Source organism: Cedecea sp. P7760, assembly GCF_013386425.1.
Classification (GTDB): Bacteria; Pseudomonadota; Gammaproteobacteria; order Enterobacterales; family Enterobacteriaceae; genus Cedecea; species Cedecea selenatireducens.
In genome coordinates this window covers 16,783-33,603 of record NZ_JACARU010000072.1, presented here as the reverse complement: position 1 = coordinate 33,603, position 16,821 = coordinate 16,783, and the positions used below count along the sequence as shown (strand labels likewise).

The 16,821-nt window shown below is 57.2% G+C and carries 12 protein-coding genes; 5 read left to right on the top strand and 7 right to left on the bottom strand.

Annotated features, from left to right (window positions below; translation table 11 throughout):
- Nucleotides 1–125 precede the first annotated feature (125 nt).
- From narI to HX778_RS21790, 5 genes are all read right to left on the bottom strand, one after another.
- Nucleotides 126–803: a respiratory nitrate reductase subunit gamma gene (gene narI / locus HX778_RS21810; RefSeq protein WP_038482441.1), complete on the bottom strand. Its 678-nt coding sequence runs from the start codon at nucleotides 801–803 to the stop codon at nucleotides 126–128.
- Nucleotides 803–1,507, bottom strand: a complete 705-nt coding sequence (gene narJ / locus HX778_RS21805; RefSeq protein ID WP_038482438.1) for a nitrate reductase molybdenum cofactor assembly chaperone — start codon at nucleotides 1,505–1,507, stop codon at nucleotides 803–805. Before narJ ends, narI begins: the two co-directional genes overlap by 1 nt.
- Nucleotides 1,504–3,042: a nitrate reductase subunit beta gene (gene narH / locus HX778_RS21800; protein WP_176983050.1), complete on the bottom strand. Its 1,539-nt coding sequence runs from the start codon at nucleotides 3,040–3,042 to the stop codon at nucleotides 1,504–1,506. Before narH ends, narJ begins: the two co-directional genes overlap by 4 nt.
- Nucleotides 3,039–6,785 (bottom strand): nitrate reductase subunit alpha, encoded by a 3,747-nt coding sequence (locus tag HX778_RS21795; protein WP_176983049.1) that lies wholly within the window; start codon nucleotides 6,783–6,785, stop codon nucleotides 3,039–3,041. The genes narH and HX778_RS21795 overlap by 4 nt, the downstream gene beginning before the upstream one ends.
- Before the next feature lie 345 nt (nucleotides 6,786–7,130).
- Nucleotides 7,131–8,522, bottom strand: coding sequence for a NarK family nitrate/nitrite MFS transporter (locus HX778_RS21790; protein WP_038482429.1), 1,392 nt, complete (start codon nucleotides 8,520–8,522; stop codon nucleotides 7,131–7,133).
- A 309-nt stretch (nucleotides 8,523–8,831) separates the two neighbouring features.
- Between HX778_RS21790 and narX the strand changes: the two genes are divergently transcribed.
- Together narX and narL are read left to right on the top strand one after the other, a co-directional pair.
- Nucleotides 8,832–10,625, top strand: a complete 1,794-nt coding sequence (gene narX / locus HX778_RS21785; protein WP_176983048.1) for a nitrate/nitrite two-component system sensor histidine kinase NarX — start codon at nucleotides 8,832–8,834, stop codon at nucleotides 10,623–10,625.
- The gene (gene narL / locus HX778_RS21780) at nucleotides 10,622–11,272 is read left to right on the top strand and encodes a two-component system response regulator NarL (protein ID WP_038482422.1); all 651 of its coding nucleotides are present in this window, start codon (nucleotides 10,622–10,624) and stop codon (nucleotides 11,270–11,272) included. The genes narX and narL overlap by 4 nt, the downstream gene beginning before the upstream one ends.
- A gap of 6 nt (nucleotides 11,273–11,278) precedes the next feature.
- Here narL and HX778_RS21775 read toward each other — a convergent pair whose 3' ends face one another.
- Complete coding sequence (locus HX778_RS21775) at nucleotides 11,279–12,679, bottom strand: YchO/YchP family invasin (RefSeq protein WP_176983047.1); 1,401 nt, start codon at nucleotides 12,677–12,679, stop codon at nucleotides 11,279–11,281.
- 162 nt (nucleotides 12,680–12,841) lie between these two features.
- On the opposite strand from HX778_RS21775, the gene HX778_RS21770 reads away from it, so the two are divergent.
- The 3 genes from HX778_RS21770 (at nucleotide 12,842) to HX778_RS21760 (ending at nucleotide 15,557) form a co-directional block, all read left to right on the top strand.
- Nucleotides 12,842–13,195: a DsrE/DsrF/TusD sulfur relay family protein gene (locus HX778_RS21770; RefSeq protein WP_176983046.1), complete on the top strand. Its 354-nt coding sequence runs from the start codon at nucleotides 12,842–12,844 to the stop codon at nucleotides 13,193–13,195.
- Nucleotides 13,196–13,302: 107 nt separating this feature from the next.
- On the top strand, nucleotides 13,303–15,090 hold the full coding sequence (locus tag HX778_RS21765; protein ID WP_176983063.1) for a methyl-accepting chemotaxis protein: 1,788 nt from the start codon (nucleotides 13,303–13,305) through the stop codon (nucleotides 15,088–15,090).
- Between the two features lie 221 nt (nucleotides 15,091–15,311).
- Nucleotides 15,312–15,557 carry a DUF1883 domain-containing protein gene (locus HX778_RS21760; protein WP_038482413.1) on the top strand — a complete coding sequence of 82 codons (246 nt, stop codon included), beginning with the start codon at nucleotides 15,312–15,314 and terminating at the stop codon, nucleotides 15,555–15,557.
- Nucleotides 15,558–15,592: 35 nt separating this feature from the next.
- Here HX778_RS21760 and HX778_RS21755 read toward each other — a convergent pair whose 3' ends face one another.
- On the bottom strand, nucleotides 15,593–16,288 hold the full coding sequence (locus HX778_RS21755; RefSeq protein ID WP_038482410.1) for a gamma-glutamylcyclotransferase: 696 nt from the start codon (nucleotides 16,286–16,288) through the stop codon (nucleotides 15,593–15,595).
- Nucleotides 16,289–16,821: the final 533 nt, after the last annotated feature.

The window sequence follows — 16,821 nt, the reverse complement described above, 5'->3', positions numbered from 1 at the left end:
CCTGTGAATGAACTCCGCCATAGTAAAACTCAGGCCGATAAAGTCAATATACATATTCGAAAAAACGAATTTGTTTTCTGTAAAAAAAGCCCGGCATGAACCGGGCTTATGATGATGCAGAAGGACTAGCGGCGGGCACGAACAATCTGGTATTTGCGCGTCAGGTACTCTACCGGCGCGCTCCAGATATGCACCAGGCGGGAGAACGGGAACAGCAGGAACAGCGTCATTCCCAGCACCAGGTGCACACGGAAGATAAACGCCACGCCGTCCAGGTACTCCGAAGCACCGCCGCGGAAGGTCACCACGTGCTGCGCCCAGTTCACCAGTTTCATCATTTCGCTGCCGTCCATATGCTGAGCGGAGAACGGAATGGTACCCAGACCCAGCGCGCACTGGACCATCAGCAGGCTCAGGATCAGAATATCGGCTCCGGTGGTGGTGGCACGAATGCGCGGGCTGAACAGGCGGCGCTTCAGCAGCAGCAGGCCGCCCACCAGCGTCATCACGCCGCTGGCACCGCCAGCAAACATGGCCATTTTCTGTTTAATTTCCAGCGGTAAAAACGACTCGTACATCCAGTGCGGCGTCAGCATACCGAGGAAGTGCCCGGCAAAAATGCCGAGAATCCCAAGGTGAAACAGGTTTGAAGCCAGATTCATGCCTTTGCGATCCAGCATCTGGCTGGAAGCTGCCCGCCAGGTGTACTGCCCGTAGTCATAGCGAAGCCAGCTGCCAATGAGGAAAACGGCGCCGCAAAGGTACGGATAGATATCAAAGAAGAAGACGTTGAGAAAATGCATTATTTCCCTCCTGCTATATTCAGGTACTGCGGAGCCACCGCCCCGGCAAAACGACGCTGGTGCGCGGTAATTTCAGTCTCTCCACAGCTGTCATCGGCCATAAATTTCACCTGCTCCTCTTCCCACACCGCGTCCAGCGCCTGCGGGGTGTCATCACGTGCTTCATTAGCAATCTGCTGGCGGACGGTCTCCACGCTGACGCTGCTTTCAGAAAGGGCAATCAGCAGGTCGAACAGCAGCGCATAGTCGCTTTCACGCTGCTTCAGACGGGCGCTGAGCAGGGCAAGGATTGGCGCGATGTCCTGCAGCCCGCCCTGTGCTTCTGCCCGCGTGCGCTGGGACAGATATTCCAGGTACAGCGGCAGATGGTCCGGCAGCTCGTGGCTGTCTATTTCCAGCCCCGCCTGCTGATACTGGTTCATCAGGTTAACCATCGCCTGACCACGATCGCGCGATTCACCGTGAACGTGTTCGAACAGCAGCAGCGACGTTGCCCGGCCGCGATCGAACAGTTCGCTGTAGCTTGATTGCGCATCCAGCAGCTCACGGCGGCACAGCGAATCGATGAATCCTTTCAGGGCGACACGCTGCTCGCCCGTCAATGTTTCGCTCTGCGCAAGGGCTTCATGAAGTTCCTGGTGATGCTGCCACAGGGCAGAGTCCGGATACTCCAGCAGGCGGGAGATAATCAGCAATTCAATCATGGGTGCGGCTCCGTTTTGCTTGAGACGTCGATAGCGTCAATCCGGCGGCTGTTGAACAGATTGAATTTAGTGTCGCTCCCGTGGCAGCCGTCGCCGAAGCTAAAGCCGCAGCCGCTGTGCTCAGGGAAGGTCTCTGCCGCAAGCTCGCGGTGGCTGGTCGGCACCACAAAGCGATCTTCGTAGTTCGCGATAGCCAGGTAACGGTACATCTCCTGAGCCTGAGCTTCGGTTAATCCCACTTCTTCCAGCGCGCGGGTATCCACAACGCCTTCAACCGTTTCGGCACGTTTGTAGTGACGCATCGCCATCATGCGTTTCAGCGCCAGCAGTACCGGTGCCGTGTCCCCTGCGGTCAGCAGGTTGGCTAAGTACTCAACCGGAATACGCAGGCTTTCGACGTCAGGCAAAATACCGGTATGCGGCAGCTGGCCCGCGTCGCTTGCGGACTGAATCGGCGACAGCGGCGGCACATACCAGACCATCGGCAACGTGCGATATTCCGGGTGCAGCGGCAGCGCCAGCTTCCAGTCCATCGCCATTTTGTAAACCGGAGACTGCTGCGCAGCGGCGATCACGCCCTGAGGAATGCCGTCTTTCAGCGCCTGCTCAATGACCGCCGGATCGTTCGGATCGAGGAACACGTCCAGCTGACGCTGATACAGGTCTTTCTCGTTTTCCGTACTTGCCGCCTGCTCAATCGCATCCGCGTCGTACAGCAGCACGCCGAGGTAGCGAATACGCCCTACGCAGGTTTCGGAACACACCGTTGGCATCCCGGCTTCAATGCGCGGGTAGCAGAAGATGCACTTCTCTGACTTGCCGCTTTTCCAGTTGAAGTAGATTTTTTTGTACGGGCAGCCGGTGATGCACATCCGCCAGCCACGGCATTTATCCTGGTCAATCAGGACAATCCCGTCTTCCTCACGCTTGTAGATAGCCCCGCTCGGGCAGGTCGCCACGCAGGCCGGGTTCAGGCAGTGCTCGCACAGGCGCGGCAGGTACATCATGAAGGTGTTTTCGAACTGGCCGTACATCGCCTTTTGCATGTTGACGAAGTTCTGGTCCTGCGCGCGTTTTTCAAATTCTCCGCCAAGCAGCTCTTCCCAGTTAGGGCCTGCTTCGATTTTGTTCATTCGCTTGCCGGTAATCAGCGAGCGAGGGCGAGCCACCGGCTGCGCTTTGCTGCCTTCCGGCGCGGTGTGGAGGTTCTGGTAGTCGTAGTCGAACGGCTCGTAATAATCATCAATGCCCGGTAAATGCGGGTTAGCAAAGATTTTACCCAGCAGCATCGCGCGGTTCCCCATGCGAGGCTGCAGCTTGCCGTTAATTTTGCGGATCCAGCCGCCCTTCCATTTTTCCTGGTTTTCCCAGTCGTTCGGGTAGCCGAGGCCCGGTTTGGTTTCCACGTTGTTAAACCACGCGTATTCCGTTCCTTCGCGGCTGGTCCAGACGTTTTTGCAGGTCACCGAGCAGGTATGGCAGCCGATGCATTTATCCAGATTCAGCACCATGCCAATTTGTGAACGAATTTTCATTTTACGCTCTCCTGTACCTGGTCATTGCCTTCGCCGTCTAACCAGTTAATGTCTTTCATCTTCCGAACCACCACGAATTCATCGCGGTTAGAACCGACCGTACCGTAATAGTTAAAGCTGTAAGCCAGCTGCGCGTAGCCCCCAATCATATGGGTCGGCTTCAGCGTGATACGGGTGACCGAGTTATGAATACCGCCGCGCTGGCCGGTAATTTCAGAGCCCGGCAGGTTCATGATGCGTTCCTGCGCGTGGTACATCATGGTCATCCCGGCCGGGACGCGCTGGCTCACCACCGCCCGCGCCGTCAGCGCGCCGTTTTTGTTAAACACTTCAACCCAGTCGTTATCGGCAATACCTATCTCTTTCGCATCGGCTTCGCACAGCCAGATGATCGGCCCCCCGCGCCCCAGCGTCAGCATCAACAGGTTGTCGCTGTAGGTGGAGTGGATGCCCCACTTCTGGTGCGGCGTCAGGAAGTTAAGCGCTTTTTCCGGGTTGCCGTTGGACTTGTGGCCCATCATGCCGTCCACGGAACGGGTATCAATTGGCGGGCGGTACACCACCAGGCTCTCGCCAAAGTCGCGCATCCACTGGTGATCCTGATACAGCTGCTGGCGGCCGGACAGGGTACGCCACGGGATCAGCTCATGAACGTTGGTATACCCGGCGTTGTAGGACACATGCTCATCTTCCAGGCCGGACCAGGTCGGGCTTGAGATGATTTTGCGCGGCTGAACCTGAATATCGCGGAAGCGAATCTTCTCTTCTTCTTTTGGTCGCGCGAGGTGCGTGTGGTCGCGGCCGGTAAATTCCCCGAGCGCGGCCCAGGCTTTCACCGCCACCTGGCCGTTGGTTTCAGGCGCAAGGCTAAGCACCATTTCGGCAGCGTCAATCGCCGTGTTGATCATCGGCTGGCCTTTGGCCGGGCCGTCGGTCTTCACGTAATTGAGCTTGCGCAGGAACTCGACTTCTTTCTCGGTGTTCCAGCTGATGCCTTTCCCGCCGTTGCCCATTTTTTCCAGCAGCGGCCCCACGGAGGTAAAGCGTTCATACGTCGACGGATAGTCACGCTCAACGGCAATAATGTGCGGCGCGGTTTTGCCTGGGATCAGGTCGCATTCGCCTTTCTTCCAGTCCATGACGCCGTACGGCTGAGCCAGTTCGGCGGCGGAATCATGCTGTATCGGCAGCGTCACAACATCGGTTTCTTTCCCGAGGTGGCCGACGCAAACTTCAGAGAATTTCTTCGCGATCCCTTTGTAGATTTCCCAGTCGCTCTTCGACTCCCAGCAAGGATCCACGGCGGCGGAGAACGGGTGAATAAACGGATGCATATCCGAGGTATTCAGATCCTCTTTCTCATACCAGGTGGCGGTCGGCAGCACGATGTCGGAATACAAACAGGTGCTCGACAGGCGGAAGTCCAGTGTAACCACCAGATCCAGCTTGCCGTCCAGGCCGTTATCGACCCATTCGACCTCTTCCGGCATCAGCCCGCCTTCCTGGCCCAGGTCTTTGCCCTGAATACCGTGCTCGGTGCCCAGCAGGTATTTGAGCATGAACTCATGCCCCTTCCCGGAAGAACCCAGCAGGTTGGAGCGCCAGATAAACATATTGCGCGGGTGGTTATAGCCGGAGTCCGGCTGCTCTGCCGCAAAACGAATGCCGCCAGATTTAAGCTGATCGACGGTGTAATCTACCGGCGACATCCCGGCCTCTTTCGCCCGGTCAGCAATGCGCAGCGGATTGGTCCCAAGCTGCGGCGCAGACGGCAGCCAGCCCATACGTTCGGCGCGCACGTTGAAGTCAATCAGGTGGCCGGTATAGCGGGATTTATCCGCCAGCGGCGACAGGAATTCGTCCGCTGTGACCGTCTCGTAGCGCCACTGGCTGGAGTGGTTATAGAAGTAGGATGTGCTGTTCATGTGGCGCGGCGGGCGCTGCCAGTCGAGGGCGAATGCCAGCGGCATCCAGCCGGTCTGCGGGCGCAGCTTTTCCTGACCAACGTAGTGGCCCCAGCCGCCGCCGCTCTGCCCGATGCTGCCGCAGAAGATAAGCATGTTGATAAGCCCACGATAGGCCATATCCATGTGGAACCAGTGGTTCACCCCTGCACCGACGATAATCATCGAGCGGCCGTGGGTTTTGTCTGCGTTATCAGCAAACTCACGGGCAATCCGCACGATATCCTGGCGAGGTACGCCGGTAATCTGCTCGGCCCATGCCGGCGTGTAGGCCTTCATTTCGTCGTAGCTGCTGGCGCAGTTTTCATCGTTCAGGCCGCGATCCAGGCCGTAGTTCGCCAGGGTGAGATCGTAAACCGTTGCCACCAGCACGCTTGAGCCGTCCGCCAGCTGCAGGCGTTTAACCGGCAGTTTATGCAGCAGCACGTCTTTAAGTTTGACGTTGTCGAAATGCTCGGTGCTTTCACCGCCAAAGTACGGGAAGCCTACCTCGGCCACTTCATCGTGGCTGCCCAGCAGGCTCAGGCGCAGCGCGGTTTCTTCCCCGGTGCTGCCGTCGCGCTGCTCGAGGTTCCACTTGCCTTTTTCGCCCCAGCGGAAGCCGATGGATCCGTTTGGCGCAACCAGCTCACCGCTCTGGTCGGCCAGCGCAACGGTTTTCCACTGCGGATTATTTTCCTGGCCAAGACTGTCGACCAGGTCTGCCGCACGCAGCAAATTGGCTGGCGCATAGAATCCGTCACGCGCTTCCAGCGTCACCAGCATCGGCATATCGGTATAGCGACGAACGTAGTCGGTGAAGTACTGGCTAGGGTTGTCGAGGTGGAACTCGCGCAGCATGACGTGGCCCATCGCCATCGCCATCGCGGCATCCGTCCCCTGCTTCGGCGCCAGCCACTGGTCGCACAGCTTGGAGATTTCCGCATAGTCCGGCGTCACGGCAACGGTCTTGGTGCCTTTGTAGCGAACTTCGGTGAAGAAGTGGGCGTCCGGGGTACGCGTCTGCGGGACGTTAGAGCCCCAGGCAATGATGTAGCCAGCGTTGTACCAGTCAGCAGACTCAGGCACGTCAGTCTGTTCGCCCCAGGTCTGCGGAGACGCAGGCGGCAGGTCGCAGTACCAGTCGTAGAAGCTCATGCAGGTGCCGCCGATAAGCGACAGGTAACGGGTGCCCGCGGCGTAAGAAACCATCGACATAGCAGGGATCGGCGAGAAGCCTGTGATGCGGTCCGGGCCGTAGGTTTTTGCGGTGTAGACGTTCGCGGCAGCAATCAGCTCGTTAACCTCTTCCCAGCTTGAACGAACAAATCCTCCGCGCCCACGGGCCTGTTTGTAGCTTTTTGCTTTTTCAGGATCGTTAATGATAGATGCCCAGGCGTCGACCGGATCGTTATGCTGCGTTTTCGCTTCACGCCACAGCTTGATCAGGCGTTTACGCATCTGCGGGTATTTCAGGCGGTTGGCGCTGTAGAGATACCAGGAATAGCTTGCGCCGCGCGGGCAGCCGCGAGGCTCGTGGTTAGGCATATCCGGGCGGGTACGCGGGTAGTCAGTTTGCTGGGTTTCCCAGGTTACCAGGCCGCTTTTGACATAAATCTTCCAGCTGCAGGAACCGGTGCAGTTCACACCGTGGGTGGAACGCACAACCTTGTCATGCTGCCAACGCTGGCGATACCCTTCTTCCCAGTCACGGTTGGTATCGAGTAGTTGGCCATGTCCATTGGCAAAGGTTTCTCCCTTCTGCTTGAAGTAACGAAACCGGTCGAGGAACTTGCTCATCGGGATACTCCTGATGTGGAGCCTGGTGGCTCTTCTGGTGAAATCGACATTGCTTGATGCCCGAAACGTTAACCCTTAGAAAGGGTGGGATTTTTGATGACGATCAACTGCTCCTGGTGTGGTTTTCTGGCAGCCCCAGGCATCTACCCCCAAAGTGTAATCCTTGAGATTTACATAACTTACTGAATATAAATATGAAAATGGCAGTACTTGCCGGAGAGGGGTTATAGAAATGCGCGGTTAGGGTATTAAGGGGTAGACCACGAGCTCCCGACCCTAAAATGGCTGCGGGCAAAAAAAAGCGCGACCGAAGCCGCGCAAAGGGATAACCCAAAGGTTAAAGCGTTAGCGTGTGGATTTACGGCCGTAGACGGCCCAGGTGATAACCACACACACAATATAAAAGACGAGGAAAAGCTTCATCGCCCCGGCCGGAGAGCCGGTGAGCGCCAGGGAGGTGCCGAAGGCTTTAGGAATAAAGAATCCGCCAATCGCGCCAATAGCCGAGATAAAGCCCAGCGCTGCGGCAGTATCCGTCGCGGCCTCGCGCATGGCGACTTCATCGCTGCCGCCGGCGGCTTTCACTCTGTCCATCGTCAACTTGCGGAAAATCACCGAGATCATCTGGAAGGTGGAGCCGCTGCCCAGCCCGGCCGTCAGGAACAGCATCAGGAACACGCCGAAGAAGGCGATAAAGTTGCCGCCCTGGCCATTGGTCGGCAGCGTGGTGAACAGCAGCGCGCTGAAAATCGCCATCAGGATAAAGTTATACAGCGAGACCCGCGTGCCGCCCAGGCGGTCAGAAATTGCCCCGCCGGCAGAACGCGCCAGCGCGCCAAGCAGTGGGCCAAAGAAGGCAAAGTGCAGAATGTTCACGTCCGGGAATTGGGTTTTAGACAGCATCGCGAACCCGGCGGAAAAGCCGATAAACGAGCCAAAGGTCGCCAGATACAGCAGGCCGAGAACCCAAAGATGCCCACGCTTAAGCACCGGCAGCTGTTCACGCAGGGAAGCTTTTGACGCCGAAAGGTCGTTCATCCCGAACCAGGCCGCCAGGGTGAAAACGGCCAGGAACGGCACCCAAATCCACGCGGCATTTTCAAGGAACAGCATGGTGCCGTCGCCCTGCTCAACGCCTTTGCCGCCGAAAACGGCAAACATCGACAGGGAGATGACCAGCGGGGCCACCAGCTGCATCACGCTGACGCCCATATTGCCCAGCCCGCCGTTAATTCCCAGCGCGCCGCCCTGCTTTGCCTTCGGGAAGAAGAAGCTGATGTTGGCCATGCTGGAAGCAAAGTTCGCCCCGGCAAAGCCGCACAGCAGCGAGATGCAAATGAAGGTGTTAAACGAAGTGCTGGTGTCCTGCACGGCAAAGCCCAGCCACACGCAAGGAATAATCAAAATCCCCGTGCTGAACGCCGTCCAGCGACGACCACCAAACACCGGCACCATGAAGGAATACGGCACGCGCAGCAGCGCCCCAGAAACAGAAGGTAACGCCGTGAGCATAAACAGCTGGTCGGTGGTAAAAGCAAAGCCGACTTTATTCAGATTCACCGCCACCGCGCTGAACAGCATCCAGACGCAGAAGGCCAGCAGCAGGCTGGGAACGGAAATCCACAGGTTGCGGCGGGCGATGCGATGGCCCTTTTGCTGCCAGAACTGCGGATCTTCCGGCCGCCAGTCGGTAATCAGTGCGCCCGAAGACTTCTCGGTAACGGGAGACTGTGACATAAACACCTCATTTCGTGTGAGTAAATGCCGCAACCTTAGGGTTCCTGCGTGGAGATTAGTTGATGTAAATCAAGGGATAATCTATCTCTCCGGCGCGCAAAAATGCCCCCTCATTCTTTGTGAGTAATCTTCTGGCGTAAAAATACCGTGATTAATCACATCCCTGAGTGAGCCAGCGGCGGGGTTAATCCAACCCTCTGCCCCCTTTGGCAATTTAGGGGTAATCCTTAGTGGGTATGGGTATACTCCAGGTGTTGACTGAAAATAACGCCACTCGTCACCTTTACCGCTCCAGGAGCCCGTTCGCCAATGCTAAAACGCCTGCTTTCTCCCCTTTCGCTGGTCAATCAGCTGGCGCTGGTCGTCGTGCTGCTGGCGATTATCAGCGTGGCGGGAATGGCGGCTGCCGGCTGGCTGGCTCAGGGGATTTCGGGCAATGCCCACGCGATCAATAAAACGGGCTCGATGCGCATGCAGAGCTATCGCCTGCTGGCGGCAATTCCGCTGACGGAGCAGGATAAGGTGCTGCTTCGCGAAATGGAGGAAACCACGTGGAGCAACGATCTGCACCTTGCCGCCGAGCGCGACGGGCAGCAGGCACGGCTCCGGCAGCTGCAGGAATACTGGCGAAGTACGCTGGAGCCAGCGCTGATTGCCGCCCAAACTCCGCAGCAGGTAAAACCCGCCGTCGCCCATTTCGTGGCCAGCATTGATGAACTCGTCAGCTCCTTTGACCGCACCACGGAGATGCGCCTGCATCACGTTATTTTGCTGCAGCAGGGTATGGCGGTATTACTCGGGTTATTGATCGTCTTTACCCTGATTTGGTTACGCAAAAGGTTACTCCGTCCGTGGCGTCAGCTGCTGGCGATGGCCACGGCCATTGGCCAGCGGGACTTCACCCGGCGCGTGAACGTTCGTGGCCGCGACGAAATGGCCACCCTAGGGATCGCGCTGAACAGCATGTCCAGCGAGCTGGCCCAGAGCTACGCCGTGCTCGAACGCCGGGTCAGAGAGAAAACCGCCGGTCTTGAGCAAAAAAATCAGATGCTCTCTTTCCTCTACGAGGCGAATCGCCGCCTCCACGCTCAGGCCCCGCTGTGCCAGCGAATCTCCCCCGTGCTGAGCGAGCTACAGGTATTAACGCCGCTGCTGGGCATCGTGCTGCGGGTTTATGAGTACGAAGATGAAGAGAATTACCAGGAATATACCTTCCAGCCGGATGCGCACTGCGATGCCCAGGGCTGCCAGCTTTGCCCGGATGCCGGTGCGGCGCTGCCGCAGGAAACCACAACGCTGAAATGGCGGCTCACGGACAACCATATTCATTACGGCCTGGTGCTGGCCCAACTGCCTTTTGGCAAGGTACTGACCGAAGACCAGCAGCAGCTTATCGCCACCCTGATGGAACAGCTGACCTCCACGCTCGCCATGGAGCGCCAGTACGAGCATCAGCAGCAGCTGGTGGTGATGGAGGAGCGTTCCGCCATCGCCAGGGAACTGCACGACTCCATCGCCCAGTCGCTCTCCTGTATGAAAATGCAGGTCAGCTGCCTGCAAATGCAGGGCGAAGCGCTGCCGGAAGAGAGCCGCACGCTGCTGGAACAAATTCGCGGCGAGCTGAATACCTCCTGGCGGCAGCTGCGAGAGCTGCTGACGACGTTCCGCCTGCAGCTGACCGAGCCCGGCCTGCGGCCTGCGCTGGAAGCCAGTTGCCAGGAGTTCAGCGACAAGCTTGGCTTCCCGGTCACGCTGGATTACCAGCTCCCGCCGCGCCTCGTCCCTTCCCATCAGGCGATCCATTTAGTGCAGATTGCCCGCGAGGCGTTGAACAACAGCTTAAAGCACGCTGACGCCAGCGCCTGCGGCATCAACGTCACCCGCCAGGGGAATCAGGTTCGTCTGGTAGTGTGGGACAACGGCCGGGGGATCTCCGGCAGCGGCGAGCGCAGTAATCATTACGGCCTTATTATCATGCGCGACCGCGCACAAACCTTGCAGGGTGACTGCCAGGTTCGCCCCCGCGCCTGCGGTGGCACCGAAGTGGTCGTCAATTTTATCCCCGAAGCACCGCTTTCTTCCGTAACAAGGAGCGAAGAATGAGCCATCAGGAAGCAGCAACCATTTTGCTGATAGACGATCATCCCATGATGCGTACCGGCGTTAAGCAGCTGATAAGCATGGCGCCAGAGCTGGCCGTGGTCGGTGAAGCCGGCAGCGGCGAGCAGGGCGTGCAGCTTGCCGAATCTCTCGACCCGGATCTGATCCTGCTCGATCTCAATATGCCGGGCATGAACGGGCTTGAGACGCTCGACTGCCTGCGCGAAAAAGCGCTTTCAGGGCGGATTGTGGTGTTCAGCGTTTCTAACCATGAAGAAGATGTAGTGACCGCCCTTAAGCGCGGCGCGGACGGCTATTTGCTGAAAGATATGGAGCCGGAAGACCTGCTCAAGGCCTTGCAGCAGGCGGCGGCGGGAGAAATGGTGCTCAGCGAAGCGCTAACGCCCGTCCTGGCGGCGAGCCTTCGGGCCAACCGCTCAACGTCTGACCGCGACGTGAATCAGCTTACGCCGCGCGAACGCGACATTCTGAAGCTGATTGCCCAGGGGTTGCCTAACAAGATGATTGCCCGACGTCTGGACATCACCGAAAGCACGGTGAAGGTGCACGTCAAACACCTGCTGAAGAAGATGAAGCTCAAATCCCGGGTTGAAGCCGCCGTTTGGGTTCATCAGGAACGCATTTTCTAACCCGGCCTACTCGCCAGGCAGCAAAGAATAACGTTTGTCGCTTTCCGGGTTGATCAGCAGCGGTGCGGCAGGTTTGAGGACGATCTCGTTCGAGGTTACCCGCTGCCCCTTTTCGTCCTCAAGGGTGACCGCAAGGTGATATTCGTTGGCGGCCCCTTCCTGCCAGGCTGGCAAAATAATGCTCCAGCCGTCTGCGCTTCGCGCCTGAGCCGGCGGCGTCAGGCTCAGCGCCTTCGTATCGCCCTGCCATGAAAGGCTTCTGATACCATAGGTCGCTTTAACCTGCAGCTTAAGCAATACCGTTTCTCCCGGCTGCGGCTGCCACGGCGGCGTGGCCAGGAACACGGACAGCGTTTTGCGCTGGCGGAACTGCATCACCGGCACGGACTCACGCTCAACGTTATCGTAGCGGCTGCCGCGCAGCGAGCTGGTGGTTGCCACCTCATCTGCCGAGAGCTGTTTTTGCAGCGGGACACCGAAGCGGTAGTTAAGCTTAAGCCCCAGATTCTCCTGCGCGGTGCCGCTTTCCCCCTGTTTATGCTGGGCCGTTAACGTAATCAGCGGCACCGGCGTGTAGTTAATGCCCATCGTCACCGCCAGCGGATTGCGGTAGCCGGTATCGCTGTCGAAAAGCGTGACGTTGTCACCAAGATACTGTTCGAAGCTCAGGCTGGTATTGATATGCCGGTAAAACGGTAGCCAGGCCTGCGCCGTGACGTCATAGCCCCGGGCCAGGCGCTGCTCGAGCGTTTCAGTTTGCCCGCGCCAGCCGCTCAGCGGTTGATAATAATTGGCCGAAAGCCGCAGGTATTCGCCCCAGGCTTCGGCCCCAAAACCCGCGCGCTGCAGTTGGGTAGTGAGCTGGTTGTCGTAGAAGGTGTTGTACCCTAATAGCCAGCGTCCGGCTACCCAGCGCTGCCCTACGCCCAGGTTACCTGTCGCGCCCTTCTCCTGCTGGCTAAACCCGAGCTGGCTCCAGGTCAGGTAGCGATTGTTATCCTGCCAGGGCGTGAAAAGTGAGCCGCTGCTGCCCTTCCAGCTCCCATGCTGATCGACCTGCAAATTGAAGCTGGCCTTCCCCCAGGGCGAAAGCAAAGCCTGGGCTTCGTCGGTGACTTTGTCGGTTAACAAATCCCGCAGGCTGGTAAAAGCGAAAAGCTGCGCCTGCTCGCCGGCATCCAGTCCGTTATCCACCATACTGTCTTCACCAAACTTCTTAGCCATCGCGGCAATTCTACGCGCGGCGGCATCGGTTTCTGGCGCAAGGCCCATGTTCGGCAGGTCATTTGAAGGGGAAGAGAAAGGGTTTTGGGCAGCCTGAACAAAGTTATTTGAGGTACTCATTGCCCCTCCCGGACGAGGGAGCAGGCAGCACAAAGTCAAAAGCGGAACGGCAAATCTACGCATTTGTAAATTATAACATAATGGTTTTGCTCTTTACCCGGCCCATACATAGCCTGAACGCGACTCCAGGAGTAATCCGGCTTTTCTGGGCATAAATCATACCCACTCAGGGCGCAGGGAGATACACTGGACGCCTCGCTCATCGTCATTACCCAGGAGAAGCAAGTGCAGAAGATAGTCATTATCGCCAACGGCGCGGCCTACGGCAGCGAATCGCTTTTCAACAGTTTGCGGCTGGCCATTGCCCTGCGCGACCAGGAACCACAGCCGGAAGTGAAGCTATTCCTGATGTCCGACGCGGTGACCGCCGGCCTGCGTGGTCAGAAGCCCGCCGAAGGCTACAACATCCAGCAGATGCTCGAGATCCTCACCGCGCAGGGCGTGCCCGTTAAGCTCTGCAAAACCTGCACCGACGGACGCGGCATCACCGAACTGCCGCTCATCGAGGGCGTCGCCATCGGCACGCTGGTTGAACTCGCCGAATGGACTTTAGCCTCGGATAAGACCCTCACCTTCTAATTATTTCGGCGCGGGAATATTATTTGCTTATATCCCCTCCCGCGCCATCAAGTTACCTGCAGACGTTGCCGATATTTTACTTAGGACAACACAGCAGGATAATAATGATGGTTAGATCTCTTCGTACACGCATTCTTTTAGTCACGGCAGTTTGCCTGGTCTCCGCCTTATGTCTTAACACTTTTATTAACTACGCCGTCACCAGCCGCGATAACCAGCAGTCCATCAGCGACACCTTAACCAGCACCAGCCTTAGCCATTCCGTTGCCATCAGCGACTGGGTCAGCGGAAAAATGTCTATGATTAGCGCCCTGGAAAGCGCCGCGCTGAGCGAAGACCCGATCCCCGTCTTCAGCCAAATGGCAAAAGCCGGAGGCTTCACCAACATCTACGTTGGCTATGCCAATAAAACCGCAAAATTCTCAGACCCTACCGGCGTTCCGGCCGATTTCGACCCTACGGTTCGCCCGTGGTATCAACAGGTCGTAAAAGATGATGCTCCGGTCGTTACCGCCCCGTACGTGGACGCCGGGACCGGGAAGCTCGTCGTGACCTTCGCCGTGCCCATTAAACAGGATGGTAGCCTGAAAGCCGTGGTCGCCGGTGATGTCGCTATGGACAGCGTGATCGCTAACGTCCGCAGTATTCATCCAACCCCAAACAGCAGCGGATTGTTGATCAATAGCGACGGCACGCTGATTGCCGGTCAGGATCCCGCGTTGACGCTGAAGCCCTTTTCTGAGGCGGTTAAACAGGCTGATTTAACTCAGTTGCTTGGCGTCAGCCATCGCGCCACCGGCACGATTGGCGAACAAACCAAGCAGCTGATGGCAACGCCTATTGCCGGCACACATTGGTATGTCGTCGTCACTCTGGATGAAGGCGATGCCACCTCCGGCATGCGTTCGCTGCTGAAGGCTTCGGCCCTCGCCCTGTTGGTGCTGGTGCTGATATCTGGCGCGGTGGTGCATCTTCTGATTGGTAAAGTGATGAGCCGCCTCGGCACGATTCGGGATGGGATGCGAGCCATCAGCAACGGCACGAACGATCTGTCGCAGCGCTTACCTGAAACCGGCCACGATGAGGTCACGGAAATCGCCCACGCCTTCAACGCGTTCAGCGACAAGCTGGGCGTGGTGATGATGCAGATCAGAGATTCCAGCGCGTCGGTTAAGGTGGCGGCAAACGAAATAGCCGCGGGTAACCAGGATCTCTCCACCCGTACCGAACAGGCCGCCTCAAGCCTGCGGGAAACCGCCAGCGCGGTAGAACAAATTACCGCGTCCGTCGCAAACTCTACGGCTTCGGCCGCCCAGGCGAATACCCAGGCCCACAGCGCCAGTGAAGCCGCTGAACGCGGGGGCGAAGTCGTCTCAAAAGTCATTACCACAATGCAGGCCATTGAGCTTGCCTCCGGCAAGATTGGCGACATCACCAGCGTCATTGACAGCATCGCCTTCCAGACCAACATCCTGGCGCTGAATGCCGCGGTTGAGGCCGCCCGGGCCGGCGAGCAGGGTCGCGGTTTTGCCGTCGTTGCCGGAGAAGTACGCAATCTTGCCAGCCGCAGTGCCCAGGCGGCGAAGGAAATTAAAAGCCTGATCGACTCCACTACCGCTAGCGTAGCCGACGGTTCGGTATACGTTCGTCAGGCCGGAGAAGCCATGGACGAGATTGAGCAGAGCGTCGGGAGCGTGCTGGTCATCATGCGTGAGATAACCGTCTCCACCGATGAACAGATGAAAGGCATTCAGGAAATTAACCACGCCGTGACCCACCTCGACGGCATGGTGCAGCAGAATGCCGAGCTGGTTGTGGAATCTGCGGCCGCCGCCGGGGCGCTACAAAGTCAGGCTGGGGAACTCGCGGAAACCGCCGGGCATTTCCGGATTTAATGATGAGCCGACGGGCGTTTGCCAACGAAACGCCCGCTAGCTGAAAGGTTTCAGGCACAATGTCATTATTGTTGAATCGTTGCGGCATTTTTTGATCAGCGTCAGCATTTGCTGCCCGCCGCTCTGGTGTGATGCTTCGGGTGATTTGTGAACAATATCACTTACCGGTGCAGCACCTTTGGGGGCCTCAGGCCATGTTTAATGCGGGAGTGGAGTGAAAAATGCCAGTTGTAAAAGCCAGTCTTAAACTTTTTGGGGGCGATACCGTGGTGGTTCGCTGTTCGAATAACTGCCATATCCATTTGATGTGTGACTCAGACAAACACGGCGGCTCGGAGGCGGACGTTTTAAGCCTGCAAAACCGCCAGTCTGCCTATATTGCCGTCCCCTACAGCGGCACCTGGAAAGTGCTGATCGACAGCCATACTCAGTCGCTTGAGCATTCCATCAGCTACGTTCCGGCATAAAACACTAAGGCCACCTCCCGGTGGCCATTTTCTGACTATGCAAAACCGGGCTGCAGCCCGCTTTCGTCCTCATGCCCGCTAAGCCAGGCGCGAACCTGGTTTGCCAGCTCGGACATACGATCGTCCTGCATACCGTGCTTTTTCATCTCCTGCTCGAGAGAAAAGAGATACTGCGCATTGGTGCCCAGCGGGCCGCTCGCGGCAGCGATTAACGGCGCGATGGTTTCTGCCCTGGTATCCGCCTCATAAAGCGGATGACGCGGGTCCATGATGAACACCAGCGCGTTGACCGTGCGGCCGTCATCCAGCGCGAGCTTGCACCAGGTCGGCAAATAACACCCGGTTATCATCTCTCGCTTCCAGACAAGCGTCAGTTCATCTTCCAGAATCTCTTCCGGCAGCCGATAAGCAAGGCCGGTGGTTCTTCCACCCTCTTTCAGCGCGAGCATACGCCCCGGTCGGCAAGCCGTCCCTCGCCCCGCCGTCAATCTCAGGCAAAATGCACGATGCCAGCCCACCAGCATGCCGGGGGCTGACTCTTCAAATTCAAAAGCCGGGTTCCACATTAATGAACCGTAACCAAAGAGCCACACCGGACTTTGGTCTGGGCGACAAGCAAGCGTCGCGGCAAGAGAAGCCGAGCGCTGCTCAGGGGTCCACAATAACGATTCCTCAATGGCACCAAAAGCCGTCTTACAATCCGCTTTCATTAAGAAATCACGCGTTAACACGATACACCTCCGCCACTGCTTGCTTCCGTGCGACTACACAAGCTGCGCCTTCCCGGCTTTTATTGACAACTTTTGCTTACTAATAGAGCAACATATCAAGACCATAAGCAATTCGCCGCGCGCTGGCAAGCTTGATGACGATCACAAAACAGATAAATTGTCATTTTTTCTTGCCAGACTGGCGCGTGGTGCCGGGAATCATATAAATAAGACGCACATAATGGAGGGTTATTTTGTTCAGCATCCTCAGATAAAGGAGATTGCTCTGTTCAACCACTTTTAACTCACAGGTGAATTTCCCGCTGGGGTGATATTTTGGCGCGAATAAAGGAGATAAAAAGGCATTATTCCACAAGTTTATTTGCTTTTATATTATTTATATCAACATGTTTTATATGAGTTAAATTCAGAATACTCACCATTTTAGTGCATTAGAACTTTTTACGCGAGAATGCCGTAAAACTAAGTAAATTTTAAGCAAAAGTAACGATTTTTTGCTAACTTATACGGGTTCAAAAACCTGACTATAATGA